The 26,541-nt window shown below is 72.5% G+C and carries 23 protein-coding genes; 13 read left to right on the forward strand and 10 right to left on the reverse strand.

From position 1 onward, the window contains the following. Positions 1-360: 360 nt before the first annotated feature. The 3 genes from O0S08_RS01345 to O0S08_RS01355 all read right to left on the reverse strand — a co-directional run bounded on the left by O0S08_RS01345 (position 361) and on the right by O0S08_RS01355 (position 3,498). A complete protein-coding gene (locus O0S08_RS01345; protein ID WP_269037113.1) occupies positions 361-1,143 on the reverse strand; it encodes an ATP-binding cassette domain-containing protein in 783 nt (260 codons plus the stop codon). Further along, positions 1,140-2,570 carry a MurL-like N-terminal domain-containing gene (locus O0S08_RS01350; RefSeq protein ID WP_269037114.1) on the reverse strand — a complete coding sequence of 477 codons (1,431 nt, stop codon included), beginning with the start codon at positions 2,568-2,570 and terminating at the stop codon, positions 1,140-1,142. The genes O0S08_RS01345 and O0S08_RS01350 overlap by 4 nt, the downstream gene beginning before the upstream one ends. Before the next feature lie 223 nt (positions 2,571-2,793). Further along, the gene (locus O0S08_RS01355) at positions 2,794-3,498 is read right to left on the reverse strand and encodes a DUF2306 domain-containing protein (RefSeq protein ID WP_269037115.1); all 705 of its coding nucleotides are present in this window, start codon (positions 3,496-3,498) and stop codon (positions 2,794-2,796) included. 125 nt (positions 3,499-3,623) lie between these two features. Between O0S08_RS01355 and O0S08_RS01360 the strand changes: the two genes are divergently transcribed. Beyond that, complete coding sequence (locus tag O0S08_RS01360; protein WP_269037116.1) at positions 3,624-4,358, forward strand: TetR/AcrR family transcriptional regulator C-terminal domain-containing protein; 735 nt, start codon at positions 3,624-3,626, stop codon at positions 4,356-4,358. Between the two features lie 358 nt (positions 4,359-4,716). Here the strand turns inward: O0S08_RS01360 and O0S08_RS01365 are convergent, their stop codons facing one another. Further along, the gene (locus tag O0S08_RS01365; protein ID WP_269037117.1) at positions 4,717-5,229 is read right to left on the reverse strand and encodes a hypothetical protein; all 513 of its coding nucleotides are present in this window, start codon (positions 5,227-5,229) and stop codon (positions 4,717-4,719) included. A 166-nt stretch (positions 5,230-5,395) separates the two neighbouring features. Between O0S08_RS01365 and O0S08_RS01370 the strand changes: the two genes are divergently transcribed. From O0S08_RS01370 to O0S08_RS01380, 3 genes are read left to right on the forward strand one after another with little or no spacing between them, the layout of a single operon-like run. After that, positions 5,396-7,288: a TonB-dependent receptor plug domain-containing protein gene (locus O0S08_RS01370; protein WP_269037118.1), complete on the forward strand. Its 1,893-nt coding sequence runs from the start codon at positions 5,396-5,398 to the stop codon at positions 7,286-7,288. Next, the gene (locus O0S08_RS01375; protein WP_269037119.1) at positions 7,285-7,902 is read left to right on the forward strand and encodes an HmuY family protein; all 618 of its coding nucleotides are present in this window, start codon (positions 7,285-7,287) and stop codon (positions 7,900-7,902) included. The genes O0S08_RS01370 and O0S08_RS01375 overlap by 4 nt, the downstream gene beginning before the upstream one ends. 32 nt (positions 7,903-7,934) lie before the next feature. Beyond that, the gene (locus tag O0S08_RS01380) at positions 7,935-8,990 is read left to right on the forward strand and encodes a hemin-degrading factor (protein WP_269037120.1); all 1,056 of its coding nucleotides are present in this window, start codon (positions 7,935-7,937) and stop codon (positions 8,988-8,990) included. A gap of 161 nt (positions 8,991-9,151) precedes the next feature. On the opposite strand, the gene O0S08_RS01385 is transcribed toward O0S08_RS01380, so the two are convergent. The 3 genes from O0S08_RS01385 to O0S08_RS01395 all read right to left on the reverse strand — a co-directional run bounded on the left by O0S08_RS01385 (position 9,152) and on the right by O0S08_RS01395 (position 14,088). Then, positions 9,152-10,285, reverse strand: a complete 1,134-nt coding sequence (locus O0S08_RS01385; protein WP_269037121.1) for a PQQ-binding-like beta-propeller repeat protein — start codon at positions 10,283-10,285, stop codon at positions 9,152-9,154. A gap of 241 nt (positions 10,286-10,526) precedes the next feature. Next, positions 10,527-11,852, reverse strand: a complete 1,326-nt coding sequence (locus O0S08_RS01390) for a hypothetical protein (RefSeq protein WP_269037122.1) — start codon at positions 11,850-11,852, stop codon at positions 10,527-10,529. Then, positions 11,839-14,088, reverse strand: a complete 2,250-nt coding sequence (locus O0S08_RS01395; protein WP_269037123.1) for a type VI secretion system Vgr family protein — start codon at positions 14,086-14,088, stop codon at positions 11,839-11,841. Before O0S08_RS01395 ends, O0S08_RS01390 begins: the two co-directional genes overlap by 14 nt. A 119-nt stretch (positions 14,089-14,207) precedes the next feature. Between O0S08_RS01395 and O0S08_RS01400 the strand changes: the two genes are divergently transcribed. From O0S08_RS01400 to O0S08_RS01430, 7 genes are all read left to right on the forward strand, one after another. After that, complete coding sequence (locus tag O0S08_RS01400) at positions 14,208-14,747, forward strand: hypothetical protein (protein WP_269037124.1); 540 nt, start codon at positions 14,208-14,210, stop codon at positions 14,745-14,747. Positions 14,748-15,040: 293 nt separating this feature from the next. Next, positions 15,041-15,676 (forward strand): peptidoglycan-binding domain-containing protein, encoded by a 636-nt coding sequence (locus O0S08_RS01405; protein WP_269037125.1) that lies wholly within the window; start codon positions 15,041-15,043, stop codon positions 15,674-15,676. A 9-nt stretch (positions 15,677-15,685) separates the two neighbouring features. After that, positions 15,686-16,441, forward strand: coding sequence for a hypothetical protein (locus O0S08_RS01410; RefSeq protein ID WP_269037126.1), 756 nt, complete (start codon positions 15,686-15,688; stop codon positions 16,439-16,441). 81 nt (positions 16,442-16,522) lie between these two features. After that, positions 16,523-18,004, forward strand: coding sequence for a lipase family alpha/beta hydrolase (locus O0S08_RS01415; protein WP_269037127.1), 1,482 nt, complete (start codon positions 16,523-16,525; stop codon positions 18,002-18,004). A gap of 131 nt (positions 18,005-18,135) precedes the next feature. Then, positions 18,136-19,773, forward strand: coding sequence for a bifunctional aminoglycoside phosphotransferase/ATP-binding protein (locus O0S08_RS01420; protein WP_269037128.1), 1,638 nt, complete (start codon positions 18,136-18,138; stop codon positions 19,771-19,773). A 104-nt stretch (positions 19,774-19,877) separates the two neighbouring features. After that, positions 19,878-21,080, forward strand: a complete 1,203-nt coding sequence (locus O0S08_RS01425) for a DUF4215 domain-containing protein (protein WP_269037129.1) — start codon at positions 19,878-19,880, stop codon at positions 21,078-21,080. Positions 21,081-21,182: 102 nt separating this feature from the next. Then, the gene (locus O0S08_RS01430) at positions 21,183-22,847 is read left to right on the forward strand and encodes a hypothetical protein (RefSeq protein ID WP_269037130.1); all 1,665 of its coding nucleotides are present in this window, start codon (positions 21,183-21,185) and stop codon (positions 22,845-22,847) included. 294 nt (positions 22,848-23,141) lie between these two features. Here O0S08_RS01430 and O0S08_RS01435 read toward each other — a convergent pair whose 3' ends face one another. The 3 genes from O0S08_RS01435 to O0S08_RS01445 all read right to left on the reverse strand — a co-directional run bounded on the left by O0S08_RS01435 (position 23,142) and on the right by O0S08_RS01445 (position 25,080). Continuing rightward, complete coding sequence (locus O0S08_RS01435) at positions 23,142-23,957, reverse strand: DUF4198 domain-containing protein (RefSeq protein WP_269037131.1); 816 nt, start codon at positions 23,955-23,957, stop codon at positions 23,142-23,144. Positions 23,958-24,027: 70 nt separating this feature from the next. After that, positions 24,028-24,159, reverse strand: a complete 132-nt coding sequence (locus O0S08_RS01440) for a hypothetical protein (protein ID WP_269037132.1) — start codon at positions 24,157-24,159, stop codon at positions 24,028-24,030. A gap of 558 nt (positions 24,160-24,717) precedes the next feature. Then, a complete protein-coding gene (locus tag O0S08_RS01445) occupies positions 24,718-25,080 on the reverse strand; it encodes a hypothetical protein (RefSeq protein ID WP_269037133.1) in 363 nt (120 codons plus the stop codon). Between the two features lie 151 nt (positions 25,081-25,231). Here O0S08_RS01445 and O0S08_RS01450 point away from each other — a divergent pair, with 151 nt between their 5' ends. Together O0S08_RS01450 and O0S08_RS01455 are read left to right on the forward strand one after the other, a co-directional pair. Next, positions 25,232-25,594, forward strand: a complete 363-nt coding sequence (locus O0S08_RS01450) for a hypothetical protein (protein WP_269037134.1) — start codon at positions 25,232-25,234, stop codon at positions 25,592-25,594. A 26-nt stretch (positions 25,595-25,620) separates the two neighbouring features. Then, positions 25,621-26,466, forward strand: a complete 846-nt coding sequence (locus tag O0S08_RS01455; protein ID WP_269037135.1) for a hypothetical protein — start codon at positions 25,621-25,623, stop codon at positions 26,464-26,466. The last annotated feature ends 75 nt before the right edge of the window (positions 26,467-26,541 follow it).

Genomic DNA, 26,541 nt, shown 5'->3' on the forward strand with positions numbered 1-26,541 from the left:
ACGCTCGCCTCGCGCGGCTCGGCTGGTACTCCCGAGATGCGCTCACCCGCGCTTCGCGGTGGCGCCATTTTGAGTGCGAGACAAAGGACCCTGCCGACGCTCGCCTCGCGCGGCTCGGCTGGTACTCCCGAGATGCGCTCACCCGCGCTTCGCGGTGGCGCCATTTTGAGTGCGAGACAAAGGACCCTGCCGACGCTCGCCTCGCGCGGCTCGGCTGGTACTCCCGAGATTCGCTCACCCGCGCTCCGCGGTGGCGCCATTGCAGGCGTGAATCACAGCGCCCTGCCGCCATCCACGGTCGGCTCGGCCGCGACTCCCGCGATTCGCTCACCCGCGCTGGCGGCCCCTGATTAAATGAATTCACGGCGCCTCCGCCAGCAAGCGGGCTCGCGCGGCGGCGGCCAGCTCGAGGGGTTCGGTCAGCAGCGAGCGGACCTCCGCGTCGGCCGGCGCGTGGGCCAGCTCGCGGCCGGTGCCGACCTGCACCACCCGGCCTGCGCGCATCACCGCGATGCGGTCGCCGAGCAGCAGCGCCTCGACCACGTCGTGGGTCACGAACACGATCGTCAGGCCGAGCCGCGCGCGGATGTTCATCAGCGCCGCTTGCAGGTGCCCGCGCGTGCGCGGGTCGAGCGCGCCGAACGGCTCGTCGAGCAGCATCACCCGCGGCTCGGCGGCCAGCGCCCGCGCCACCGCCACCCGCTGCGCTTGCCCGCCGGACAGGGCCGCCGGCGAGCGCTCGCGGAACGACCCAGGCTCGAGCTCCACCAGCGCCAGCAGCTCGTCGACGCGCGCGTCGATCCGCGAGCGCGGCCAGCCGAGCAGCGACGGCGTCACGCCGATGTTCTCGGCCACCGTCATGTGCGGGAACAGCCCCAGGCGCTGGAACACGTAGCCCACGCGGCGGCGCAGCAGCGGCCCGGGCAGCGCGCGCACGTCCTCGCCGGCCACCCGCACCCGACCGGCCGTCGGCTCGACCAGTCGGTTGATCGTCTTCAGCGCCGTCGTCTTGCCCGAGCCCGAGCCGCCGAGCAGCACCAGCAGCTCGCCCTCGGCCACCTCGAGCGAGACGTCGGCGATCGCCACGACCTCGCCGTAGTCCTTGCGGACCCGCTCCAGCGCGATCATCGGCGCCGCGCTCACGCCTCTGTCGCTCCGCGCAGCACGCCGCGCAGGTATACCCTGGCCGCGCGCGCCCCCGCCAGCAGCTCCGGCGCCACGCGCTCGCCGAGCGCCGGCGGCATCGTCGAGCCGGCGAGGTCGACCTCCGCGTAGCGCTCGACCAACCTCAGCAGCGCCGCCGCGTCGGGCAAGTCCGCGGTCGCCGGGCCGCGCAGCTTGCGAGCCGCGCAGGCCGCGAGGAACAGCGTCGCCTCCTCCGGCCCGCCGATGCACTCGAACGGCTGCCGCCCGCCGCGCGCGCGCAGGGCCAGGAACGCCGGCGCGAGCGTGGGGTCGGCCAGCAGCGCGTCGTCGCCGAAGGTCCGCCGCACCACCTCGCGCGGCAGGAACGCGGCGCAGCCCAGCCACACGTACAGGCACTTCGGGCAGCGCAGGCACCACGGCTTGCGCAGGTTGCACGAGTGCGTGAAGGCGACGTCGTCCGCGTCGGGCCGCAGCATGGCGAAGATCACCGGGTCGTAGATCGGCTTGAGCACGCTGTGATACGCGACCCCGGCGAGCAGGTGGCGCTGTAGATAATCATTGAGCAGCGCCTCGGCCGCCGCAGACTTGCCCCATTGGTGATTGATCTCCTCGCCGGTGCGGTCCCAGACGAGCTGCCCCCGGTCGGCGCTGCGCTCGTGCGCGAGCGAGATCGCCGGGTGCCCGTGCTGCAGCGCGATCGGCAGCGCGGCGAAGATCGACGTCGGCGTCTCGGCCGCGCACAGCGTGCGGATCGCCAGCTCGGGGTGGAGCCGCAGCACCGGCGAATCGAGGAAGTCCTCGAGGATCCACTGATGGAAGTGTCGTCGCGGCCGGCAGCGCCGCACCAGCCCGTCGAGCAGCCCGTGCTGCAGCGCCGCCGGCCCGTAGATCGACGACGAATAACCGAGAGTGTCGAACGCCACGCCCGCGCGCTCGAGCAGGCGCATCGCCACCAGGCTGTCCTTGCCGCCGCCGCAGAACAGCAGGGTCTCGACCGGGGGCGCCACCGCGGGCCGCAGCGGCTCGCCCGCGTCCGCCTCGTCGGCCAGGACCTCGGGCCCGAGGTACCCCGGGTCGTCGTTCTCGTAGCGCCACTGGGCCCACACCTCGCGGAACAGCGCCCGCCACAGCGCCGCCAGCTCGCGCGTCCAGAAGCGGGCCCACGCGCCGAAGCACAGCCGCTGCGGTCGCAGGCTGCACAGCTTGGCCGCCTCGAGCGCCGCCACGTGGAACATCAGCCGCTGCAGCGCCTCGCGCGAGTGCGCGGCCGCCAGCGCGTCGAAGTCGACGTCCTCGTACCAATACGTGGTCGAGAAAGTCAGCCCGTCGACCGCGAAGGCGAAGCGGACCGAATGGCGCGCGAAGTCCAGCCCGCGCAGGCGCAGCACCCGCCCGCCGGCCGTATGTCGGAGGTCGTCCGGCATCGCCGACCGATTGTGGATCTTCCGTCCCCGGCGTCGATCTTCGAGCGAGCATTCGTCGCGGCCGTCCGTCGGCCCGTCTCACTGCAGCCGGGGCCCATCCCTGCGGGCGCTCGTCATCGTGGGCGCTCGTCTCGAGCGCACGAGGATCCGCCTCGCCCGCTCGTCTCGCCGCGCGGCGCCTCGCCTCCGACCTCCGCCCGCTCGACGCAGCGGGCGGCCGTCCTCAGCGCGGCGCCGGTTCAGCGAGGACATCCCGCGCGGGTGACCCGGCCGACTCGCGCCGCAGGTGGCGCTCGACCAGCACGAGCGCGAGGATCCAGCTCGTCCAGGTGATGATCGCCGCGCCGATGCGCTGCAGCGCCTGCTCGTCGCCCGCGCCGAGCAGCAGGTACAGGGCGACGATGATCGGCACGCCGATGAGCCGGTTGATCACGATCGACATCGTCAGGGCGAAGCTGCGGAGCATCCATCGCCGGTGCTCGCCGACCCGGCGCTGCCGGATCTGCAGCATCCCGATCGCGGTGACGCCGAGCCACAGCGGCGCCAGGACCAGGCTGCTGGCGCCCGCGACCGGCCCGAACGGCGAGTTCCAGGCCACGTAAAGCCCGGCGAGCGCGCTCGGGAGCACCCCGGCGAGCACGTAGACGCGGCCGGCGAGCCGGTGGACGTCCGGGCGCCGGCGCCGGAGCCACGGCCAGATCTGCAGGCAGCAGGTCACCATCGCCACCGCCCCGCAGAGGACGTGCACCACCAGCGCCGGGAAGTACAGCGGCACGTCGGCGGGCGGCGGCACCCGCGAGCGGGCGGGGTCCAGCGACAGGTACGGCGGCAGCGAGAACACGAGGAACGCCAGCGCGGTGAGCGCGAGCGGCACCAGCCCGCGCGGAAGGCGGGCGCGGACGGCCGAGGAAGGGGGCTTGGGCGGCATCGGGGCTCCGTTTCGAAGAAAACTATGTAGATGATACACGATTTAATGTATCGTATACATAGTTTTAAAGAGGGGACCCTCCGCGGGGGGCCGGGATGGCGACGGACGACGACGACTCGCACGACATGAGGCGCAGCGCCGACCTGCTGTGGGGGAGGGGTCGGCCGGGGCGTCGCGGGCCGAAGGCGCAGCTCAGCCTCGAGCGGGTGGTCGAGGCCGCGGCGGCGCTGGCGGACGCGGAGGGGCTGGCGGCGGTGTCGATGCAGCGGGTCGCGGCCGAGCTCGGCTACACCACGATGTCGCTCTACAACCACGTGCCGAGCAAGGAGCTGCTGCTCGAGGCGATGGCCGACGCGGTCGTGGGCCAGCCGCCCGCGGACACCGGCGAGGACTGGCGCGCCAGCGTGCTGGCGTGGGCGGCCGACATCTGGCGCGTGTTCGCGGCCCACCCGTGGCTGTTGCGCCTGCAGTTCGACCACCCGCCGCTCGGCCCCAACCAGCTCGCCTGGCTCGAGCGCCTGCTGCGAGCGATGACCGCCGGCGGCCTCACCGGCCTCGAGGCGATGTCCGCCGCGATGTACACGGTCTCCGCGGTGCGCGGCATGAGCCAGGTGCAGCAGGACCTCCACCGGTCGGTCCCGGACGCCACCGACCGGCGGCGCGCCGAGGCCGAGTATCAGCGCGTCCTCACCTCCGTCATCGACCTGTCGCGGTACCCGACGCTGGCCCGGGTCTTCGCCGACCCGGAGCCGGAGCCGGACGCGGCCCCCGACAGCCTGCCGCCCGAGATCGAGTTCGGCCTGCAGCGCCTGCTCGACGGCATCGAGGCCCACGTGCGCCGCCGTCGCGCGGCCCATTGATCTCATGTCTCGTGAGACATGTCTCATCAGACATGGCGTTCAAGACATGGCCACTCGGACATGCCGACCATCGCCGACGCCCGCTCCTGCACGACCTCGCCGACAGCATCGATCGGGCGACCGAGTCGACGCTCACCTGGACAGGTCGCCGCGACGACTCCATCCGGAGCTCGAGTTCACGCTCACCGAGGTATCGCTGGCACCACTCGCAGGGCCGACAAAGCGAGCGCTGGCGAGGTCGACGGAGCGGCACGGCCGAGCTGCTCGGCCGTCGAGCCCGCACAGCAGCGCGTCGTCGACAACTCGGGCCCGCGCGGGCTCCGGGCCGTCCGCGTCCGTGTCCCTCGCGCTCGCCGCGTCACCGCGCGATCGTCCACTCCGCGCGCGACAGCACCGCCACGGCGCCGTGCTCGCCGCGGCCGAGCACCGTCTGGGTCACCGTCACCGACGCCGGCAGGGAGGGGTCGCGTCGCAGCGCCCAGCGGACCGCGCGCTGCACCTCGGCGGGGCTGGCGACCTCGCCGAGGACGTGCGCGCTGGCCGGCTTGCGGCGGCCGTAGCCGGCGCGCCCGAGCGTGCGGACGGGCGGATCGTGCCACTCCGGGACGTGCAGCCGCACGCGCTCCAGCGGGACCGGCGCTCCGCGCGGGTCTCTCGCCTCGTACACTGCCAGCCGCTCGATCGCCCGCGAGAACATCGACGGCAGCGAGAAGGGGTACAGCTCGCGTACGATCGGTGGCACCACCAGCAACAACGCGGCCAGGCTGAGCACGAACCACCGTTCCCAGCGCGCCCCGGGCTGCATCCCCGCCTCGCCGGCCACACGGTCGTTCTCCTCCAAATGATTTTGATTTTCAATGCTGAGAAACATCACGGCGCGCGCTCTTGACGCCCTCGGCGTGGCTGTCGATCAATTTGAAATCAGTTTTCAATTTCCATCGGCGCCGCTGCTCTTCGCCATGCTGCTGACCGCGACCACTGCGACCACTGCGACCCCTGTTCATGGGGCTCCGCCGCGACGGGAGCGGGCGCCCGACGTGCGTCCGCCCAAGGAGATCAAGACCGTGGTCGTCACCAGCGCGCGGACCGAGCAGGCGATCGGCGACGTGGCAGTGTCGACGCGGGTGGTCGACCGCGCGGCGATCGAGGCCTCGGGGGCGGAGACCCTCGCGGGCGTGCTCGAGGAGCAGCCGGGCCTGCAGGTGCTGCGCAGCTTCGCCGGGGCCGGCGGCGTCGGCATCCAGATGCAGGGCCTCGACTCCAAGTACGTGCTGATCCTCATCGACGGCCAGCGGGCGACCGGTCGCGTCGGCGGCGTCATCGACCTGTCGCGCTTCCCCGCCGAGGACATCGCCCAGGTCGAGATCGTCAAGGGCCCGGGCAGCTCGCTGTACGGCGCCGACGCGATCGCGGGGGTCATCAACATCATCACGCGGCGGGCCGCGCGGAAGCTCGAGCTCGACGCGCGGGCCCGCTACGGCAGCTTCCACACCTCCGACCTCAGCGCGACCATCGGCGGGGCGCGCGGGCGCTGGAGCACCCGCTGGAGCGGCGGCTGGCACTACACCGCCGGCTTCGATCGCGACCGCAGCACGCCCTCGACCACCGGCAATGCCGGCCACTCCTTCAATGCCTCGCAGCGGACCGAGTTCCGCGTGCGCCGCGACATCAACCTCGGCCTCACCGCCGACTATCAGCGGCGCGACCTCCACGGCGTCGACAGCAACGCCGCCGGCGCGGTGTTCGACCGCAGCAACCTGACCCAGACCGCGTCGGTCAGCTTCATCCCCGAGATCACCTGGGCCGCGCCCGCGCGGCTGCGGCTCGTCGCCCACCTGGCCTACTTCGACGACCACTACGCCCTCGACCAGCGCAAGTCGAACGCCCTCGACCAGGCCCAGCGCACCAAGGATACTCTGGGACAGCTCGGCGCCCAGTACGATCATATGATCGCCGGGCGGCACCTCTTCAGCGCCGGCATCGAGACCCAGCTCGAGTACCTCTCGACCCCGCGCCTCGCCACCGCCGCGTCCGACCGCCAGCGGTTCGCGCTCTACGCCCAGGACGAGTGGAAGGTCGCCCTCAGGCCGCTGGTCATCATCGTCCCCGGCGCGCGGCTCGACCTCGACTCGCAGTTCGGCGGCTACGGCTCGCCGCGGCTGGCGTTCCGCATCGACCCGGCCGAGAGCTTGACCCTGCGCGCCAGCGCCGGCCTCGGCTTCCGCGCCCCGGCCTTCCGCGAGCTCTACCTCGCCTTCGCCAATCCTGCCGCCGGCTACCGCGTCGCCGGCAACCCCGACCTCAAGGCCGAGAAGGCGCGCAGCGCCACCGCCGGCGTGGCCTGGCGGCTCTCCCCGGGCCGCACCCTCACCTTCGATTACTTCCACCACCGGCTCAAGGACCTGATCGCCCTCGACGCGACCACCCTGATGCTCGGGTCCGACAACGCCTTTCAATACATCAACGTCGGCGCCGCGCGCAGCCAGGGCGTCGAGGCGGCCCTGGCGATCAAGTTCACCGACGTGATCGACGCCGAGGTCAGCTACACCTTCACCGACGCCCGCGACCTCGAGCTCAAGCGGCGCCTGCCGGGTCGACCTGCGCATCACTCGAGCGCGCGCCTGCGGTGGAAGCACCCGCGCTCGGGCACCTCGGCCCAGGTCCGCGCCGCGGTGTTCGGCAAGCAGTTCTACTACGCCGACAACGACGGCGACGGCGTCGAGGAGCCGCTGCGCGTGGCGCCGTACGCCAACGTCGACCTGCGCGTCGCCCAGGACATCCTCGGCGGCAAGCTCACCTTCTTCGCCGGCGTCGACAACCTGCTCAACGCCGGCGACGCCGCCTATTTGCCGCTCGTACCCCGCCTGTTCTACGGCGGGATCTCGGCCCGGATCCGCACCGACCTGCCCAAAAGGACACGCAAGCCATGACCCGCCCCCTGCTGCTCACGTTGGCGCTCGCCGTCACCCTCCCCGCCTGCACCGAGAGCTCACCGTCGGACACCACCGACGGCGACGAGCTGCCGAACGACGGCCCGGTCGTCACCGAGGACCTCGGCGACGGCAGCTACGAGTCGGTCATCGAGGCCACCGACGAGGAGGCGTGGACCTACTTCGACTTCGAGTCGCGCGGGGCAGCCGAGCCCGCCGACCCGGCCGACGACAAGGTGTGGGACCTCGCGGCCCTGCGCTTCAACCTCAAGTCGAACGGCGGCACCTCGGGCAAGGGCGGCGCGCAAGTCGCGATCCTCGACGGCACCAGCTTCGAGGCGGTCACCGCCGTGCCGACCGATGGTTGGATCAGCGACGACGCCAGCGGCCCCGGCACCGGCGGCGAGATGGCCAACGTCGAGCCCGGTTACGCCTTCGATAATTGGTTCGACTACAACATCATGGACCACACCCTCTCGCCGAAGCCCGAACGCGTGTACGTGATTCGCACGCCCGAGGGCAATCACTACAAGCTGGAGATGCTCGGCTTCTACGACGAGGCCGGCACCCCCGGCTACGTCAGCTTCCGCTGGGCCGAGCTGCCCGCTGCTTGAACCCGATCCATACATCCCGCGACGGACTCGCCATGCAACCTGCCACTCAATCCTCCTCGACCTCCCTCGCCCACGCCTGGCGTGACCTCCGCGAAAGCGAGCCGAAGCTGCGGATCCGCGACGCCGCGACCCGCCTCGGCGTCAGCGAGGCCGAGCTGCGCGCGACCGAGTGCGGCACCACCACGGTCCGCCTCGTCGACGACTGGCCGGCCATCCTGCGCCGGCTGCCGCTGCTCGGCGAGGTCATGGCGCTCACGCGCAACGAGAGCGCGGTGCACGAGAAGATCGGCGAATACACGGAGCCGGAGATCTCGGGCCCGCACGGGATCGTCCACGGCAGCGGCCCCATCGACCTGCGGCTGTTCCTGTCCAAGTGGGCCCACGGGTTCGCGGTCGAGGAGGACGGCAAGCAGAGCCTGCACTTCTTCGACGCCCACGGCGACGCGGTGCACAAGGTCTACGCCAAGGAGAAGACCGAGCTGGCCGAGTACCGCATGCTGGTCGACATCTTCCGCGCGGAGGACCAGCGCCAGGCGATCGAGCTGACCCCGCGGCCGGCCCGCAAGGCGGACCCGGCCGACGCCGAGATCGACGTCGCCGCGCTTCAGGCCGGTTGGCGGGAATTGCGCGACACCCACGACTTCTTCGGCCTGCTGCGCAAGCACGGCGTGTCGCGCCTGCAGGCGATGCGCCTCGCCCCCGAGGGCTTCGTCCGCCCGGTCGGCACCGACAGCGTCGACAGGGTCCTGAACGCCGCCGCCGCCAGCGGCCTGTCGATCATGATCTTCGTCGGCAACCCCGGCTGCTTGCAGATCCACACCGGCCCGGTGCGCAAGATCGTCCCCATGGGCCCGTGGATCAACGTCCTCGATCCGGGCTTCAACCTCCACCTCCGCCGCGACCACGTCGCCCGCGCCTTCGTCGTCGACAAGCCGACCGACGACGGAGTGGTCACCTCGCTCGAGCTGTTCGACGCCCAGGGCGACAACATCGCCCTGCTGTTCGGCGAGCGCAAACCCGGCCGCCCCGAGCTGCCCGAATGGCGCGAGCTGCTCGGGACGCTGAATGCTCCTTCGGACATGTCCTGAGGAGCATGTGACGCCGGAGCGGGCGCTCCGGCGGACGTGCCGAGCGCTCCGCTGTCGACGGGGCTGTCCGGATGCAGATGCGCTCCAGAGTAGGGGCGCTCGCAAGCGTCGTGTAATCGCGCTCGTGTGAATGTCCGCGAGGACATGTCGCCCGGGACACGTCAATCGGCGAACGCGACCACCCACCAGTCGTACTGGCCGTCGTCGAAGTCGTAGCCGGCGACGGTGATCCGGCCCGAGTCGTCGATCGCCACCAGCTCGCTCGCGAGCTCGGCGCAGGCGCGGCGGCCGACCTCGGCGCCGTCGGGGCCGAGGCGCACCGCTGTCGGCGGGCCGTTTGGCTCGATCGGATGGCCGAGCACGGCGATCTGCCCGGCCTCGTTCATGGCGAGCGCGCCGATGGTCACCCCGACCTCGGCCTCGGTCCTCTCCCACTCGAGCGCTCCGTCGCTCGAGAAGCGGGCCAGACCGTTGAGCTGCTCGCCGATGACGACGCCGCCGGCCGCGTCGACGCCGACGAAGCGCTCGGTGAGCGCCTCCTTGCCCCACTCGACCTCCCACAGCTGGGCCCCGTCGGGGCCCAGGGCTCGCACCTTCCGGGTCGTCAGCACCACCGCGGCCGTCACTCCCGCGGAGCTGCGCGCGAACGCCTGCATGAAGTCGGGGTTGGGCTGCTTCCACGCCACGGAGCCCGCGGAGTCGAGCGCGACCAGCGAGCTCGTGTGCGTGACGACGGTCGAGCCGTCGGGTCCTGGGATGGGCCGCCCGAGGACGCCGCCGTCGCTCGCCAGATCGAACTCGACCTCCCACAGCAGCGCGCCGTCGACCGAGTACTTGCGCACCCAGTCGCGCTGAGCTTGCGGCGTGCTCTGCTCGACCTGCAGCAGCACGTTGCCCTCGCCGTCGACCCCGCCCCAGCGGGCCGAGACCTCCGGGGTCGAGACCTCGAGCGGGGCGAGCTCGACGCCCTGCGGATCGAGGTCGAGGACGCGGAACGTGCCGGGCTCGCTCTCGGTCGCGCGTACGTGCCCGCGCGAATCGACGGCGAGGTCCATGAGCGTGTGGAGCTTCGGCACGTCGTGGGCCCACCGCACGTCGGCGCAGCCCAGCTCGTCGCCCGAGCCACCGCTCGTCGTCGGCGCGTCGGTCGACGTCTCACTGCCACCCGTCGACGACTCGCCGGGGGACGGCTCCGTCGAGCCGGCGCTCTCGCCGGCCGTCGCAGTGTCGCCGCCCTGAGGATTGCAAGCCGACAACACCCCGAGACAAATCAGCCAGTGCTTCTCCCAAGCCATGCCGGGACGATACGCGGCTGGGGGGCGCGGCGCAACTGCGCGAGCGGGCGGCGAGGACTACCGGGGTATTTGGGGCCGCCCTCGCCTGTCGCGCAGGTCGTGTCGCCGGTCGGTCACGACTCGCTGGTTCGCGCGCCAGGACGACGCGCAATGCTTCGAGCGTGCCATTATTCCGACGTACCTGTCTCAAAGGACATTTCACGCCGAGGTTCCCGCGGGAGTCCGGGTGATGAACGGCGAATCAGGGCATGACCTCCGGCCACGTGCAAATGCACGCTTCCGGCGGGTCCTGGCAGCTCACCGGCACCGCGTGCGCGGCGACGAAGGCGGCGAATTCGTCGGGGTCGAGCGCGGGGTTGTCGACGGCGATGACTTCATTCGGGCCGGTCGCGAGCGCGTCGAGGCCGGCGAGCGACTGCAACGCGGGGCCGTCGGCGAGGTGGAGCGCCTGCATCTCGGTGACGGCGCCGAGGCCGGTGAGATCGACGATGGGAGGTCCGCTGCCGGGCACGCAACGGCCGAGCTCGAGGGTGTCGAGGCGTTCGAGGCTCGACAGGCCCGACAGCGAGGCCAGGGCCGGCAGGTCGTGCAGTCGGAGCTGGGAGACCCGGCGCAGACCGCCCAGCGGCGCCAGCGAGTCGAGCTGCGGGAGGCCGGCGATCTCGAGCATCCCGGCCCCCTGCATGGCCTCGAGGCCGGCGAGCGACGGTAGCGGGAGGTCGTGCAAGATCAACGAGCCAGTGGACAGGTCGCCCGTGTCCCACAGTCCGCCGAGGCCGGCGATGCTGGCGAGCCCCGTCGAGCGCAGCAGCTGAATCGATGCAGGAGTGCCGCGAACGCCGGCCAGCGCGTCGAGGGTCGTCAGCGCCGGACACTGCTCGATCGTCAGCCGGTCGAGCGAGGTCCCGACCGGCAAGGCGGGCAGCGCGGCGAGGACCGGGTCGAAGCGGAAGCTGAGCCGTCGGACGCCGGCGATGTTCGACAGCGGCGAGAGGTCGACGAGGGCGTCGCAAAACTCGACGGTCAGGGCCGCGGTCGTCTCCATCCCGGCCAGGGCGCTCACGTCGACGAGGGCCGGGTTGTCCAGGATGAACACTTCGTCGGCGCGCCGCAGGCACTCGAGGCTCGCGAGGTCGGCGAGGCCGTCGTTCTCGACGATGAGGAGGAGGTCGCCGACCTGCTGCAGCGCGCGTAGCTGGCCCGGCAACGGGCCGCTGAAGCCCGTGATCTCGAGGCGGCCGGTGACCTCGCGCATGCACTCGAAGTCCGCCGGATCTTGCCCGGGCGTGATGGAGAGGTCGCCGTCGAAGGTCCAGGGCTCGTCGCAAACCGCGTCGCAGTCGAGCGGCGAGCCGCCGGTCGTGGTCGGCTCGGTGGGCGATTCGGAGGTCGCGGCCTCGGTGGTGCTCGTCGTGGCGGAGGTCGTGGCCTCGGTGGTGGTCGTCGTGGCGGAGGTCGTGACCTCGGTGGCGGAGGTCGTGGCCTCGGTGCCGGCGCTCTCGGTGGGCGCTGCGGGGCCGCAGGCGGCCAGCGCGAGCGCCCACGCGAGGCGGTCAGGTGTTGACATTGACCATGGCGCCGGTGATGGACACGATCGCGCCGGCGGAGATCGTGACGCCGCCGGGGCCGATCTCGACGGTCGAGCCGCCGGCGGACAGGGTGATCGAGGCGGCGGTGATCGACAGGGTGCCGGCGACGCTCAGGGTGTCGCCGCCGCCGATGTTGGTGGTCCGCGCGGCGCCGACGTTGAGGTCGTGCGACGCGGAGAAGGTCATGCTGGTCGCGCCGCCGACGTTGGTGGTGCTGCTGCCGCCGACGCTGGTGGTGTTGGTGCCGCCGATCGTGGTGGTGCTGCTGCCGCCGACGCTGGTGGTGCTGCTGCCGCCGCCGGTGACGCTCATCGCCCCGGACACGCTGAGGGTCATGCTGGCGCCGACGGTGGTCGATTGATTGGCGCCGATGGTCGACGTCTGATTGGCGCCGACGGAGATCGTCTGGTTGGCGCCGACGGTCTCGTTCTGCATCGAGCCGACGGTGAGGGTCTGGTTGTTGCCGACGGAGATCGTCTGGTTGTTGCCGACGGTGAGCGATTGATCGACGCCGACGGTCAGCGACTCGTTGTTGCCGACGCTGGCGGTGCGGTCGACGCCGACGTCGTCCTTCTGGTGGCGACCGACGTTGCTCGAGTCGTCGCGGCCGCTCTTGCGCGTGGTGTCGCGGATGACGTCGGTGTTCATGTCCTGCTGGCCGTGGATGTAGATCTCCTCGGCCCCGGCCGCGTCCTCGAAGCGGATCTCGTTCGAGCCGCCGCCGCCCGGGCTGGTCTCGGTCTTGATCGTGCTCTTGGTCTTCTCGAGCGGCAGGTCGTACGGCGGCCGGTTCTGGCCGTTGTAGACGCAACCGGTGACGACGGGGCGGTCGGGGTCGCCGTCGAGGAACTCCACCAGGACCTCCATGCCGACCCGCGGGATGAAGACTGCGCCCCACGAGGGGCCGGCCCACTTCTGGGCGACGCGGATCCAGCACGAGGCGGTGTCGTCGAACGGGGAGATCCGGTCCCAGTGGAAGTGGACCTTGATCCGCCCGTGTTCGTCGGTGTGCACCTCCTCGCCCTGGGGGCCGACGACGATCGCGGTCTGCGGGCCGTGGGCGCGCGGGCGCGTCAGCGTCGGCTCTGGCCGCCACGGCAGGTCGGCGGGGATCGCCTCGAACTCGTTGTCGTAGCGGCTCTGGCCGCCCGAGCCGGCGTACATGTCCTCCTCGGGCGCGGCGCCGCGGTGGCGCACGCGCACGAGCAGGTACTCGCGGTCGAGCTGCGGCTGCGGGTGGCCGACCAGCGAGAAGGTGTAGCCGGGCGTGAGCTCGGTGACGTCACCTGTCCCCAAGTACACGCGGGTCTGGGCCGCCTGCTGCTCGAGCTTGCGCTTGGCCCGCTTGCTGCCGTCGTCGCGGTGGAGCCGCAATTCGTCGTGGTCGAACACCTCGCGGTCGCGGCCGCGGAGGTCCTTCGACCGCCGCTCGCGCTGGTACGGCGAATCGCTGGGGTGCAGCCAGTCGAAGTCGCGCTGGGCGATCGAGGTGGTCCGCAGCGACCAGGTCGGGGTGAGGCTGTCGACGGACTGGCGCAGGGCGGTGCCGGTCTGACGCGCGAGGTAGTCGACGTGCTCGCGCCCGCCCTCGAGCGGGAGCGGCTTGCAGCGGTCGCTCTCGCCGGCGAGCACGAGGACCTCGGGGCCGCCGTTCACCGGGTGCTCGAAGTAGTAGAGGATGCCCTCCTCCTGCATGAGGCGGGCGGCGAACTCGAGGTCGGTCTCGCGGAACTGGACGCAGTACTCGCGCGGCTCGTAGGCGGCGGCGTCGAGGTCGAGCCGCAGCCGCCGACCCTCGAGCTCGAGGCCGGGCTCGAGCACCTGGCGGAGGATGTCGGGGACGCTCTGCTCCTGAAAGAAGCGGGTGTTGACGACCTGGCCGAGCAGGGCGAGCGCGGGCACGAGGTCGACGCCGAGGACGAGGCGGTCGGTGACGACGCCGAGCTCCTGCATGCGGGCGACGACGCCGTAGACGGCCCGCGCGGCGACGTCGCGCTCGATGAAGAAGTCGCACTCGGCGCCGAGGAGGTGGCTCGGGTCGACCGACAGATCGTCGGTGAGGATCTCGAGGTGCAGGCGGTACGGCTCCGACAGCCCCTCGACCAGGTCGAAGCGGCGGACGTGCCAGACGACCCCCTGGGTGCCCTTGCACGTGAAGCTGTAGCGCGTTGCAGCGAGCAGGCCGCTGCGGTCGTCCGAGGCGTGGTCGTTCATCGCGGCGCGGCAGCAGTGTTGCACGCGTGCGAGCGGCCGGCGAGTCGAAGTGAGGCGCGCGAGAGCGCGGCGCGGTCTCGATCGCGGCGGCTCCGACGCGGCTGGTGTAGATTCGCGGCGTGGCGCGCAAGGTGGCGATCGCGGGGCGCTTCGGCGAGCAATGGTGGTTGATGGCCGGGCGCGGCGTGGGCGTGTCGCGCGAGGTCGCGGAGCGCACTGTCGACGCGCTGGCGCTGACATCGGACACAGCCGCGGCGCTGCGCGGGCTGCTGTTCGCGGCGGCGGCGATCGACGCGTCGCGGCTGGAGCGCGCGGCGCTGCGGCGCTGGCTCGTCGATCTGCTGGTGCGCGGGCGACTCGTCCACGAACGCGAGGCGCCGGCGCGCGAGTCCGGGCAGGCAGGCCGCGTCGCCGCCGAGCGCGCGGCCGAGGAGGCCGACACGCAGCTGATCGAGACCGACTGGATCGGGCTCGAGCTGGTCGACGCGCACGGCGCCGCCGTGGCCTGGGAGCCCTACGTGATCGAGCTGCCCGACGGCAGGCAGCTGCGCGGCTCGCTCGGCCCCGACGGCAAGGCCGTCGTGCGCGGGCTGCCGTCCGGGACGTGCAAGATCACCTTCCCGCGGCGCGGCGCGAACATGTGGGCCGCGGCCGAGTGATTGTGGGCAGCGGACGACGGCGATTGTGGGCACCGCGTTCGTGGACCGGAATCGTGGCACGAGACGAATCGCAGGCGGTGAGCGGGCGGCGCGTGTCGGTCGGACAGCATCGAAGGGGCGCGGCCTCGTTGCATATGTCTGATAGGACATATCCGATCGGTCGGACAGCCCGGTCTCCGGTCGGCCGCGCGGTTTCGCGGGGCGCGGAGGCGCCCGCGGGGGCAGGCGCACGGGCGCGCGGCGGCGGGTTCGGCTTGTCGTCGGCCGGGGCGGGCGGATACCGTGGCGGGGCGATGGCGAGTCACCGGGTGGCGCAGGGAGAGTGCGCGGGGAGCATCGCGGCCCGCCACGGCGTCGACTGGCGGGAGGTCTGGGACCACCCGAGCAACGCGGCGCTGCGCGAGCGGGCGCGCGACCCGAGCGCGCTGCTGCCGGGCGACGCGCTGTTCGTGCCGGAGCCGGCGGCCCGGTGGGAGGCGCGGGCGACCGGCGCCTCGCACCGCTTCAAGCTGGCGCCCGCGGGCGCGGAGGTGCGGCTGCGCTTCGTCGAGGGCGACGAGCCGCTGGCCGGGGCTTCGTACAGGTTCTTTGTGACAGGTATGGAAGAACCTGTCCGAGAGGGCAGGACCGACGGGGACGGGCGGCTGGTCGAGGCGATCGGCTGCGAGGCGACGGAGGCGGTGGTCGAGTTCCCGGAGCGCAAGCGGATGTACCGGCTGCGGCTCGGGCACCTCGACCCGGTGTCGGAGGTGTCGGGGGCGCAGGCGCGGCTCGGGCAGCTCGGCTACTACCACGGGCGCGTGACCGGCGAGCTCGACGACGCGACGGCGCTGGCGCTGTGGGGGCTGCAGCTGCGCGAGGGGCTGCCGGCGACCGGCGAGCTCGACGCGGCGACGCAGGCCAAGCTGCGCGAGCTGTACGGGATGTGAGGTGGACGCGTGCTGCGGCTGTGCGACCCGTACGAACTGGATGTCCCCGACGACCTGGCCGATCGGACCGGCTACGTGTTCGAGGAGGCCGGCGGCGGCGAGGCCGATCGCCTGGTGATCGAGGTCGAGGCGCTGCCGGCCGACGTGCGCCCGGCCGACATGATCGCCGCCAACCGCAAGAGCGCCGCGCGGGCGCTCGGCGGCGATCCAGGGTGGCCCGAAGGACAGGTCGACACCGGCCTCGGGCCGGCCCGCACCCTGACGATCACCGACCCGGAGATCGCCGGCGGCGTGTGGGTCGCGGCCCTCCGCGACGACCGCGGGCGGATGTGGACCCTGCGCTTCGAGAGCGCGCGCGAGTGGGCCGACACCGTGTTCCTCGCGCTGGTGGCGGCGATCGGCGGCGGCTCGCTGCCGCCGGGCTGGGCCCACCGGCGGGCCCACGGCACGCCGCTGGCGCTGCCGACCTGGCTGCGGCCGCCGCGGGTGTACCGGTTCACGAACGCGAGCGGCGACGTCAGATGTATCTTGGACCAGGGCTCTTCGGACATGCCCGGAGAGTCAGAGTTCGAGGCGTGGGGCGAGCCGGCCCCGGCGAGCTGCTGGTGGTGCACCCGCTGGGCGCCGGGGAGGCGACGCTGGCCGGCGCGGAGGCGACGTGGGGGCAGTGGCGGCTCGACCGCTGCGACCCGTACGGCACGGTGCTGGGGTCGACGTGGGCGCGGGTGGCGGTGGCGCCGGGGCTGTCGCTGCGGCTCGCGGTGATCGAGCGCGAGGTCGAGGGGATCGGCGAGGCGGGGTTCTCGGCGATGGTCGCCGGCGTGGCGCGGCACTGAGGAGGGGAGGATGGCGGAGGACCAGCTGACGGTGCGCGAGATCGAGGCGGCGCGGATCTTCGAGCAGGGCAAGGAGAACACGCTGCGCACCGGCAAGCCGCTGCCGATCGTGTTCGTGCCGGGGGTGATGGGCTCGCGCATGCGGCTCGTCGCGCACAACGAGCTGTGGGACCCCGACAGCAAGAAGAACCTGATCGGCTGGTCGATGCGCTCGGCCGAGCGGGCCGCCGAGCTGCTCAGCGTGCGCACCGGGATGGCGGAGATCCTCAGCGACCCGATCTCGTGGGACAAGGAGCTCGAGAAGATCTGGCGCGCCGTCGACCCGAGCGGCGACCCGGCCTTCTACGGCCGCCAGCGCGGCTGGGGCGGGGTGTCGCAGGGCTATTACTACGAGATCCTCAAGGCGCTCGAGATCGCGTTCAACAGCGGGGCCCACGCCGCCGGCGAGCACCCCGTGTACGCGTTCGGCTACGACTGGCGGCGCACCGTCTCCAACGGGGCGACCCTGCTGGCCCGGCGGATCCGCCACGTCCTCGACAAGCACGGGGTCGACAAGGTGATCCTGGTGACGCACAGCATGGGCGGCCTGGTCGCCCGCTACGCCTGCGCGCCGGCCGGCTGCGGGGTGGCGGGCCTGGTCAAGGGCATCGTCCACGTGGTCCAGCCGTGCAACGGCGCGGTGGTGGCCTACCGCCGGTTCGTCGAGGGCCTCGGCAACGAGAAGGCGACCGGGCTCGAGGGCAAGATCTTCGCCGGGATCCTCGGCGGCACCTGGTGGGGTTACACGATGATCATGAGCGGCACCGAGGGGCCGCTGCAGCTGATGCCCAACCACGTCTACGAGGGCTGGCTCACCGGTCCTTCGGGACAGGTGGTCCCCGCGGCCGAGATCTACGCCGACTACCTCAGCGGCGGGCCGCGCAGCGTGGTGCCCGAGCTGCCGGTGGCCGACCTGCAGACGCTGCTGAACGAGGGCTTCGGCGACGCGCCCGACGCGTTGACGCGGGCCGCGGAGGCGCGGCTCGTCGAGCTCGACGACGAGTGGGACGGGCGCTTCCCCGAGTTCCACGAGATGCGCCTGCGCGCCGACCGGGCCCGCGCGGCCCGGGCGCTGGCGCGGTGGGACGTCTACCGCGCGTCGCTGCGGTCGGGGGTCGCCTGTGCGCAGTCGTTTCACCGGCTGCTGGCCGGCTACGCGCATCCGCGCACCTTCATGCTGTACGCCGCGGGGATGCCGACCGAGACCGCGTACCGCTGGGACCTGTCGCCCGGGCGGCGCGCGGTGCCGGTGGCCGGCGGCGGCGACGGGACCGTGCCGATCGTCAGCGCCCAGGGGCTCGACGCCGGCGTGAGCGGACACTGGGCCGGCGCGGCGCCGCCGCGGCTCGCGCTGGCGGAGGATGTCGGGGCGCACGAGCACTCGACCTGCTTCGTGCCCGACGTCAATCAGCGGGTGGTTCGCCGGATCCAGGCGCTGCGGCTCCTGCCGTGACGTCGCGTGGCCGGCGTCCGCGGCGCAGGTGTCCGGCGGCGGCGCGGCGCCTCGGGTGATGCACTGCGAAGACGACGCGCGGGTCGGTGGTCCGCGGTCGGCGTGACGACGCGCGGCCGTGACACTCGCGCATGGACGGGCGGGGCCTGGCCGTGGCAGCCTTCGAGGACGCCATGGAGCTCGCCGCGCTGATCGCCGCCCTCTCGGACCCCCGCGCTTTCGGGCGCGCCGAAGGCGTCCGCGTCGAGGTGGTCCAGACCCACGTCTCGGTGGTGTTCCTCGTCGAGGACGACGTCTACAAGCTGAAGAAGCCGGTCGACCTCGAGTTCCTCGACTACTCGACGCTGTCGCGCCGGCGTCACTTCTGCCAGCTCGAGGTGGAGCTCAACCGCCGGCTGGCGCCCGACGTGTACTTTGGGACATTGCCCGTCGTACAGGTCGAGGACGAGGTGCGGGTCGGCCGCGAGCTCGACGAGGGCGGCGACCTCGAGGTGATCGACTGGGTGGTGCACATGCGGCGGCTGCCCGACGCGGCCCGGCTCGGCGCGCGCGTGGCCGCCGGCGAGGCCGACGCGGCGCTGATGCAGCGGCTGGGGGCGACGATCGCCGGGTTCCACGCGCGGGCGCGGCGGGGGCCGGCGGTCTCGGCGTGGGCGACGTTCGCCGCGGTGGCCGGCAACTGCCGCCAGAACTTCGTGCAGCTGGCCGGGCTCGGGGTGGTGACGGAGCAGCTGCTGACGCGGGTCGAGCGGGCCACCGAGGAGGCGCTGGCGCGCGGGCACGCGGCGATCGACGGGCGGGCGCGGCGGCACGTGCCGCGCGACACCCACGGCGACCTGCGGCTCGAGCACGTGTACTGGTTCCCGGAGCGCGAGCCGCCCGACGACCTGGTGGTGATCGACTGCATCGAGTTCGGCGAGCAGTTCCGCTGCGCCGACCCGGTGGCGGACCTGGCGTTCCTGGTGATGGACCTGCGCGAGGCCGGCCGGCGCGACCTGGCCGAGGCGCTGGCCGAGGGCTACTTCGCGGCGGCGCCCGAGGACGAGGCGAGCGAGGGGCGCGCGCTGCTGCCGCTGTACGTGGCCTACCGCGCGACGGTGCGGGCCAAGGTCGAGGCCTTCAAGGCGCGCGAGTCGGAGGTGCCCGAGGCGCAGGCCGCCGCCGCGCAGGCGCGGGCCCGCCGGTTCCTGCTGCTGGCGCTGCGCGAGCTGCAGGCCCCCGCGCTGGCTCCTTGCCTGCTGCTGGTGATGGGCCTGCCCGGGACCGGCAAGTCGACGCTGGCCCGCGCGCTCGCCGGCGAGGGCTTCTCGTGGGTCCGCTCCGACGCGGTCCGCAAGCAGATGGCCGGCGTGCCCAGCGAGGCGTCGGCCGACGCCTCGGTCTACACCCCGGCCTGGAACGAGCGCACCTACGCGGTCTGCCGCGACCTGGCCGAGGCCCGCCTGTCCGAGGGCGAGCGCGTGGTCGTCGACGCCAACTTCAAGCTCGACTCGCAGCGCGCGCCGTTCGTCGCCCTGGCCGACGACCTCGGCGTGCCGGCGCACATCCTCGTGTGCACCGCCGACGAGCCGACGGTCCGCGAACGCCTGTCCCGCAGGACAGGCGACATCTCCGACGCGGACGTGTCGGTGTACGAGCAGGCGCGCGCCGCGTGGCAGCCGTTGCGCCCCGAGCACGCGGCGATCGCCGCGGAGATCGACAGCGGCGGGCCGCCCGAGGAGGTGCTACAGCGGGCGCTGCAACACCTGCGCGCGGCAGGGCTGTGGTAACCGAAGTTTCCTGTCCGTAGGGACATGTGGTTGCGCGCCCGCGCGCGCCCGCAGGCGCGGCCATGAACGTTGTCAAGCCGGGCCCCGGGTGGTCTAGTTGGACCATGCGAAGGCATTGGCTTGGGGCGCTGGTGGTCGGCGCGGCGACGGCGGGAGGATGCGCGAAGGGGAGCGCGCTCGAGACCGGCGCGGTGGTGAGCGAGACCTCGGGCCCGTCCACGACCACCACCACCGGCGAGGCGAGCACGACCGAGGCGCAGTCGACGACGACGACCGGCTCGACCACCGACGACCCGAGCACGACCGCCGACACGACCGGCGAGACCGGCAGCCAGAACACCACCGACGGGCCCAAGTGCGGCGACGGCCAGCTCGACCCCGGCGAGCTGTGCGACGACGGCAACGTGCTCAACAACGACGCGTGCACCAACTCGTGCAAGTTCGCGGCCTGCGGCGACGGCTTCGTGCTGGCCGGGACCGAGGAGTGCGACGACGGCAACGCGGTCGACGGCGACGACTGCACCAACATGTGCACGGGCGCCGAGTGCGGCGACGGGGTGGTCCACGTCGGCCTCGAGGCCTGTGACGACGGCAACCCCGACGACGCCGACGCGTGCACCAGCCAGTGCGCCCTGGCCGGCTGCGGCGACGGCATCGTGATGATGGGCGTCGAGGAGTGCGACGACGCCAACGCCGAGAACACCGACGCCTGCACCGCCAGCTGCAAGAACGCGGTGTGCGGCGACGGGATCCTGTGGATCGGCACCGAGGAGTGCGAGGACGGCAACCAGATCCCCGGCGACGGCTGCGAGCCCGACTGCAAGAAGACGGTGATCAACAAGTACACCGCGTTCGGGCCGCAGCAGAACGTGCAGTCGGCGTCGCTGGTCGGCTGGGAGGTCTGCTACGTCGACCAGTTCGGCCACTCGGGGACGACTGTGTCGCAGATCTTGCAACAATGCGGGAAGGCCAACCTGATGCTGGCGTGCCGCCCGAGCGGCAGCGGGACCTACACGCTGCTGGCCCACGGCCCGCGCGCGTCGGTGACCGCCGACACCGGCCAGAGCAACGTGCCGACCAACGCCAACGGGACCGGCTGGTACTACAGCGACGCGTTCTCGTGGGGCTTCGCGGCCGAGGGCGACCCGATCAACCGCAACAGCTGCGACACCGGTGACGTGAATCCGGAGCGGCGCCTGTGCTTCCACACCAGCGGCGGCTCGATCAACGGCGGCTTCCGCTGCGGGAACAACACGTACCTCAACAACTCCCCCGACTGGGAGCGCGTGGTCCTCCACGCCGATTGATTGCATCCGCGCGCGCCCGAGGCGGCCACTACGCGGTCGCCCGCGACCGGTCCGGCGTCGCGCACACGCGACTTTTTTCGGTACGATGGGCGAGGACCGAAGATGCCTGCCCAGCCACCCCCGCGCCCCGCGCGATCCGCCCTGCTCGCCGCGCTCGCCCTGAGCGCCTGCGACACCCACGCGCCGGCGCCCGCCAAGGCTGTCGCCCCGACCCCGAGCCCGGCCGCCGCGGGCAAGCCCGCCGAGCCCGAGGAAGACGCGCCGACGGCCGCGCGCACAGTCAAGCTCGAGCTGCAGGCCGTGGCCACCCGCCGCGGGCCGATCGCGCTGCACCGCCTCGGCGACGGCGAGATGGTGACGTCCGGCGGCCTGATGCTGGCGCGCGGGGGCGCCGACGGCAACATGGTCCAAGAGACAGATTGGCTGGGCGGCCTGCACCCGGCCGACCCGAGCGAGGGCTGGCGCGTGCGCGCGATCGGCGGGCGGGACGACGACCTGTGGCTGACGGTCGCCCGCGACGGGGACGATCCCGCTCACCGCGTGTATCGCCGGCGTGAGAATACCTGGGCGCCGCACGAGCCCGCCCCCGAGGTTCCGGGGGCTTACTACGTGGACTATGCGACATGGCCCGAGGGCCATGCGATCGCGCTGCGCAGCGACGGCGCGGGTGGGACGGCGCTGGTGGTGCTCGACGACGAGGGGGCGCGGCCGGCCCGGCCGCGGCTCGAGGTCGCGGGGCTGTCGGAGGCGCCGCGGCCGACGCGGGTCGCGGGGCTGGCGAGCGGCGAGCTGTTCGCGTCGGTCGGCGCCGGTCCGGTCGACAAGGAGGCGCAGCCCGGGCTGCAGTCGGGGGTGCTGCGCTGGGGCCCGGAGGACGCGACGGGGATCTTCGCGCCGCTGCCGGGGCTCGAGTCGCGGGCGCCGAAGGAGGTCGCGGCGCTGGTCGAGAGCGGCGGGCAGGTGCTGATCGGCACGGGGGTCGAGATCGATGAAGAAGTGGTGCCGTACGTGGCCCGCTTCGACGGCACGTCGTGGCGCGTGCTCGACCCGCCGCCGGCGCGCGGCTCGGTGGTGTCCCTGGTCGAGACCCCCGAGCCGGCGATCTTCGTCGTCCTCGACGAGGACGGGCCCGCCGACAGCCTGTGGCGGATCCACGCCGGCGGCGACTGGGACATGTGGGAGCGCGTCGAGCTGCCGCCGGTGCAGCTGACCGACTCGTGGTTCTGGGACCAGGCGGCCGGCGCGTGGGCGTCCGAGCCGGCGCCGCCGGGCGGCCTCACGCCGTCGCCGCGCGCGATCGGCCACGACGCCGCGGGGACGCTGTGGCTCAGCGCGCAGCTGCTCCTGGCCGATGGGACAGCTTCGCCGCACCACGCGGTCCTGCGCTCCGGCGCGGCCGCGACCCCGCTGGCGCTGTACGACGACGGCCAGATCCACGCGGCCCAGCAGGACCTGCTGCCGCGCCGCAGCCCGCGGGTCGGCGACGCCGGCTGTCCTCAAGTTTATGTCCAATTGTACACTGTCTCGGAGGACAGCCCGGAGGTCGGCGCGCCCGAGCTGCGCAGCGCCCTGACCGGGCCGCTCGGCTCGCTGCTGCTCGGCGAGGTCCGCTCGCAGGGCGAGCGCCAGGTCGGGCTGCTGCTGGCCGCCGACGACTACGAGGCGCACAAGGCGGCGATCGCCGGGGTGGCAGGGAAGCTCCGCTACCGCTCGCGGGCCAGCTGCGGCCACCCGCCGCTGCTCCGCGGCTGGCGCGCCAGCGGGTGAGCGCGGCGGCGGTTCGCTCGCCCGATGGGCGGTGCTGACGTCGCTCGCAGGACGGGGCGGGGCGAGTGCGGACGAAGGCGCGCTCGCGGCCCTGGGGTCTCGCCGGCTCCTCGCGGGGCACCGCTGCGGAGCGGTACCCCGGCGCGGAGGCAGCGTGTCTTTCAGGGCATGTCTACATGGACATGCTCGACAGGTCATCTCATCGAACGACGGACGCCGGGGCGTGGCCTCGGCGCGGGTTCTTGCGTGTCTCTTCGGGCATGTCTACATGAACATGCTTCAAAAGACATTCAGTCAGCGGACCGCGAAGCCGTACGAGCTCCAGAAGCTCTCCCAGTCGGCGTCCTTGCAGCCGTCGCAGCGCTGGATGTGGACGGCGCGCAGCAGCCACGGCCCGGCGGCGGCGATCGTGAAGGTGACGCGGCCGTCGGCGTCGGTGGTGGCTGCCTGCTCGGCGACGCGGCCGTGGGGGACGCGCGCGAAGGCCTCCACGCGGGCGCCGGCCAGCGGCTTGCCGAGGAAGCGCAGCTGTACGCCGAGCTGCTGGCCGGGGCGGACTGCGGCGAGGTCGCGGTCGGGTACGAGCTCGAGGCGGTGGCCGAGGACGCGGGTCGAGACGTCGTCGACGGGGCCCTCGACCTGCACGAAGGCTTTCAAATAGCGGGTGTAGCGCTCGCGGCCCGGCTGCCGGCGCTCGCCTGCCTGCTTGCGCGCGGCGAGGGCGGTATTCAGGCCCTCGTGGCGGAGGTAGCGGTTGAACTTGAGCGGCTTCAGCTCGATGCGCGAGGCGTCGCGCTCGAGGCCGAACAGGTAGCCGCCCGGGCCGCCGAGGCGCAGGTCGAGGAACGGCGTGCTGCCGTCGCGCGCCTGCGCCAGCAGGTCGAGCTCGCCGAGCGCGGTGACCTGCCGCAGCGAGACCAGCCGCGCGCGCTCCATCGCTTTTTGCGCCTCGGCCGCGAAGTCCTCGCCGACCCACAGGCTGAGCGCGAGCGCGTCCCCGGCCGCGGGCGCGAGCGGCGAGAATTCGAGCCAGTAGTCGTGGGCCCGCACGGGGAAGGCGACGCAGAGCGCGGCGAGGAGGCCGAGGGCGAGGACGCGAGCGGACGGCACGGCCTTGCAACATACCCCCGCGGGCCCGCCGCCGCGATTTTCGCGCGAACGCGGCGGGGTGCAGACGGGGTCAGGCAGATCTGCGAACTGCGGTGCGGTCGTCGTCGACCAGCGGAGAGATCCGGAAGAGTGCGTCGGTCGTCGCGGCGGTCCGTGTCGTGATCGGGAGGACGACGGCGTGCGCTTCGACGAGGAACGCCATTCACGCGGCGGTCCGTGCTGTGAGCGAGAAGGCGACGGCGTGCGCTTCGACGAGTGACGACGCGGACGCCGCGGTGCCGTGATCGAGAAGGCGACGGCGTGCGCTTCGACGAGTGACGACGTGGATGCCGCGGCGCCGTGATCGAGAAGGCGACGGCGTGCGCTTCGACGAGTGACGACGCGGACGCCGCGGTGCCGTGATCGAGAAGGCGACGGCGCGCGCTTCGACGAGTGACGACGCGTACGCCGCGGTGCCGTGACCGAGAGGGCGACAGCGCGATCGCCGGGTCGCCGCGGCGCGGCGGACCGTCGTCGCGCGGCAGTTCGTTGGGCGGACTCGCGGGCAGGGGACGTGGCGGACCGCGTGTGCCCCGGCGAAGGGCCCGATTTTGGCGGTCGGCCCGGATGGCGGGCCCGACCTCGTCGGCTTCAGGGCGTCGGCCGGAGCAGCCTGCGAGATCCGGAGCGCGGAGGTCGATTCGCTCGATGGAGCCGATCTCTTCGAGTGTCGTAATGGGCATGTCTACATGGACATGTCCCTTGGGTAATGGAGAGAAGATCAGCCGGTCGAGGAGGTGTCGGCGGTCGTGCCGGTGGGCTCGGTGTCGCCGTGCTCGGTCTCACCGTGGTCCGTGGTGGCCTCGGTGGGGCTGGTGCCGGAGCTCGAGGCCTCGGTCTCGTGGTGATCGTCGGTCTCGTGCGTCTCGGTCTCGTGGTGATCGTCGGTCTCGCCGGCGGTGCCGTGGTCGTGCGGCTCCTGGCAGGTGCCCTTGCCCTCGTGGACGTCGCAGATCAGGTCGCCGCCGCACTGCTCGGCGTTGTCGCAGGGGGTGCCGATCTTGCTGCTCTCGCTGGTGCAGGAGGCGGCCGAGAGGAGCAGGGCGGAGAGCAGGACGGGGAGCGAGCGGACGGCGCGGGTCATGACGAGGACGGCCAACATAGGCGCGAGGCCGCGGCCGTGTACATGCGTCGTGCTGTCGCACGCAGCGCGGTGCGCGGAGCGATGCGACCCGATGTCGCAGGAGGCCGCGCGGGCGCCGGGCGCCTGCCGGATCGGTTACACGGCGAAGGTGATGTCTCGCGTCTCCGAGCGGCAGCGGCCGGCCTCGATCGGCCTCGGCGGAGCGGCAGTGGCGGTGCTGCTGGCGGCCGCGCTGGCGGGCTCGAGCGCGGGCTGCATCACCGCCTTCGCCCCCAACATCCGCCGCGAGGAGCACCACGCGGCGATGACGTCGCAGTCGACGCGCGGGACCTGCCTCAAGTGCCACGAGCTCGAGTCGCACATGGCGAAGCGGATGCAGCACATGGACCCGGCGGTGCTCGAGCGGCACATGGTCGAGATGAACAAGGTCATCCGCCCGCCGCTGGTGGCCGACTGGATGGCCAAGGACCGCCGCGGGTGCGTCGATTGCCACGCGATCAAGGGGGACCGGTGATTCGTCGCGGTCGGCGAGCGGCGCGAATGTTGGCAGCCGCGCTGGCGCTGGCGCCCGCGGCCGCGCACGCCCACCACGTGCCCGGCCACGGCGCGTCCGAGGGGGTGCGCACGATCAACAGCCTCAACGGCGCCGGCGGGCGGGCCAACACCCGGCTGCTGCTGATCAACGAATTCGTCTACACCGGCTTCGGCCTCAATCCGGGCACCATGGACTCGCTGTCGATCGTCGGCGAGTACGCGCCGCGGCCGTGGCTGTCGTTCGCCCTGCAGGCGCCGCTGCTGATGTTCCGCGCCGCCGACACCCAGGGCGAGACCCGCGTCGGCTACGGCGATACGCGGGTGCAGGTGCGCTTCACGCCGCACGCGGGCAAGCTGATCCACCGGGTGATGACGGCCGGGCTCAACGCGTCGCTGCCGACGCGGACGGTGCGCTTCACGGTCGACCCGGGGCCGATCGTGGCGGTCGCGCCGTACGTGGTGTTCACGCGCACGTACATGACCTGGTACTGGCAGGCGCTGGCGATCTCGGCGGTCGATATCCGCCGCGCCGGGGTGGCCGTCGACCTCGGCGTCAGCGGCCAGGTCGGTGCGCGCCTGGCCGGCGGCAAGGTCAACCTCGGCTTCGGCCTGCTGCTCGACACCCGCCTCGCGGCCTTCTGTACGCTGCCGGAGGGCGGCCGCGAGTTCTGCCCGGGCAACCGCGCGGGCGAGCTGTACCGCGACCTCGGCACTGTCCGCGGCACCGGCCTGATGGCCATCGCCTACAACTTCCACCGCCGCGGCTCGCTGGTCGGGTCGATCCAAGCGCCGTTCACGCCCATCCGCGACTACACGATCGGCTGGAGCCTCGGGCTGCAGGTGTTCTTCTGAAGATGTTTTTTGGAGCATGCTCCAAAGAGCATGGTCCATAGAGCATGTGTGATGGAGCATGTCCTCGTGGACATG

Origin of the sequence: Nannocystis punicea (assembly GCF_026965555.1) — a bacterium.
GTDB lineage: Bacteria > Myxococcota_A > Polyangia > Nannocystales > Nannocystaceae > Nannocystis > Nannocystis punicea.

Excerpts from the sequence above, each read along its gene's own strand:
- O0S08_RS01380 (WP_269037120.1), top strand. The coding sequence starts at position 7,935 with ATGCAACCTGCCACTCAATCCTCCTCGACCTCCCTCGCCCACGCCTGG.
- O0S08_RS01375 (WP_269037119.1), top strand. The coding sequence starts at position 7,285 with ATGACCCGCCCCCTGCTGCTCACGTTGGCGCTCGCCGTCACCCTCCCC.
- O0S08_RS01395 (WP_269037123.1), bottom strand. The coding sequence starts at position 14,088 with ATGAACGACCACGCCTCGGACGACCGCAGCGGCCTGCTCGCTGCAACG.
- O0S08_RS01445 (WP_269037133.1), bottom strand. The coding sequence starts at position 25,080 with ATGACCCGCGCCGTCCGCTCGCTCCCCGTCCTGCTCTCCGCCCTGCTC.
- O0S08_RS01355 (WP_269037115.1), bottom strand. The coding sequence starts at position 3,498 with ATGCCGCCCAAGCCCCCTTCCTCGGCCGTCCGCGCCCGCCTTCCGCGC.
- O0S08_RS01385 (WP_269037121.1), bottom strand. The coding sequence starts at position 10,285 with ATGGCTTGGGAGAAGCACTGGCTGATTTGTCTCGGGGTGTTGTCGGCT.
- O0S08_RS01440 (WP_269037132.1), bottom strand. The coding sequence starts at position 24,159 with ATGGCGTTCCTCGTCGAAGCGCACGCCGTCGTCCTCCCGATCACGACA.
- O0S08_RS01450 (WP_269037134.1), top strand. The coding sequence starts at position 25,232 with ATGTCTCGCGTCTCCGAGCGGCAGCGGCCGGCCTCGATCGGCCTCGGC.
- O0S08_RS01360 (WP_269037116.1), top strand. The coding sequence starts at position 3,624 with ATGAGGCGCAGCGCCGACCTGCTGTGGGGGAGGGGTCGGCCGGGGCGT.
- O0S08_RS01420 (WP_269037128.1), top strand. The coding sequence starts at position 18,136 with ATGGACGGGCGGGGCCTGGCCGTGGCAGCCTTCGAGGACGCCATGGAG.
- O0S08_RS01415 (WP_269037127.1), top strand. The coding sequence starts at position 16,523 with ATGGCGGAGGACCAGCTGACGGTGCGCGAGATCGAGGCGGCGCGGATC.
- O0S08_RS01350 (WP_269037114.1), bottom strand. The coding sequence starts at position 2,570 with ATGCCGGACGACCTCCGACATACGGCCGGCGGGCGGGTGCTGCGCCTG.
- O0S08_RS01425 (WP_269037129.1), top strand. The coding sequence starts at position 19,878 with ATGCGAAGGCATTGGCTTGGGGCGCTGGTGGTCGGCGCGGCGACGGCG.
- O0S08_RS01455 (WP_269037135.1), top strand. The coding sequence starts at position 25,621 with ATGTTGGCAGCCGCGCTGGCGCTGGCGCCCGCGGCCGCGCACGCCCAC.
- O0S08_RS01405 (WP_269037125.1), top strand. The coding sequence starts at position 15,041 with ATGGCGAGTCACCGGGTGGCGCAGGGAGAGTGCGCGGGGAGCATCGCG.
- O0S08_RS01365 (WP_269037117.1), bottom strand. The coding sequence starts at position 5,229 with ATGTTTCTCAGCATTGAAAATCAAAATCATTTGGAGGAGAACGACCGT.
- O0S08_RS01390 (WP_269037122.1), bottom strand. The coding sequence starts at position 11,852 with ATGTCAACACCTGACCGCCTCGCGTGGGCGCTCGCGCTGGCCGCCTGC.
- O0S08_RS01430 (WP_269037130.1), top strand. The coding sequence starts at position 21,183 with ATGCCTGCCCAGCCACCCCCGCGCCCCGCGCGATCCGCCCTGCTCGCC.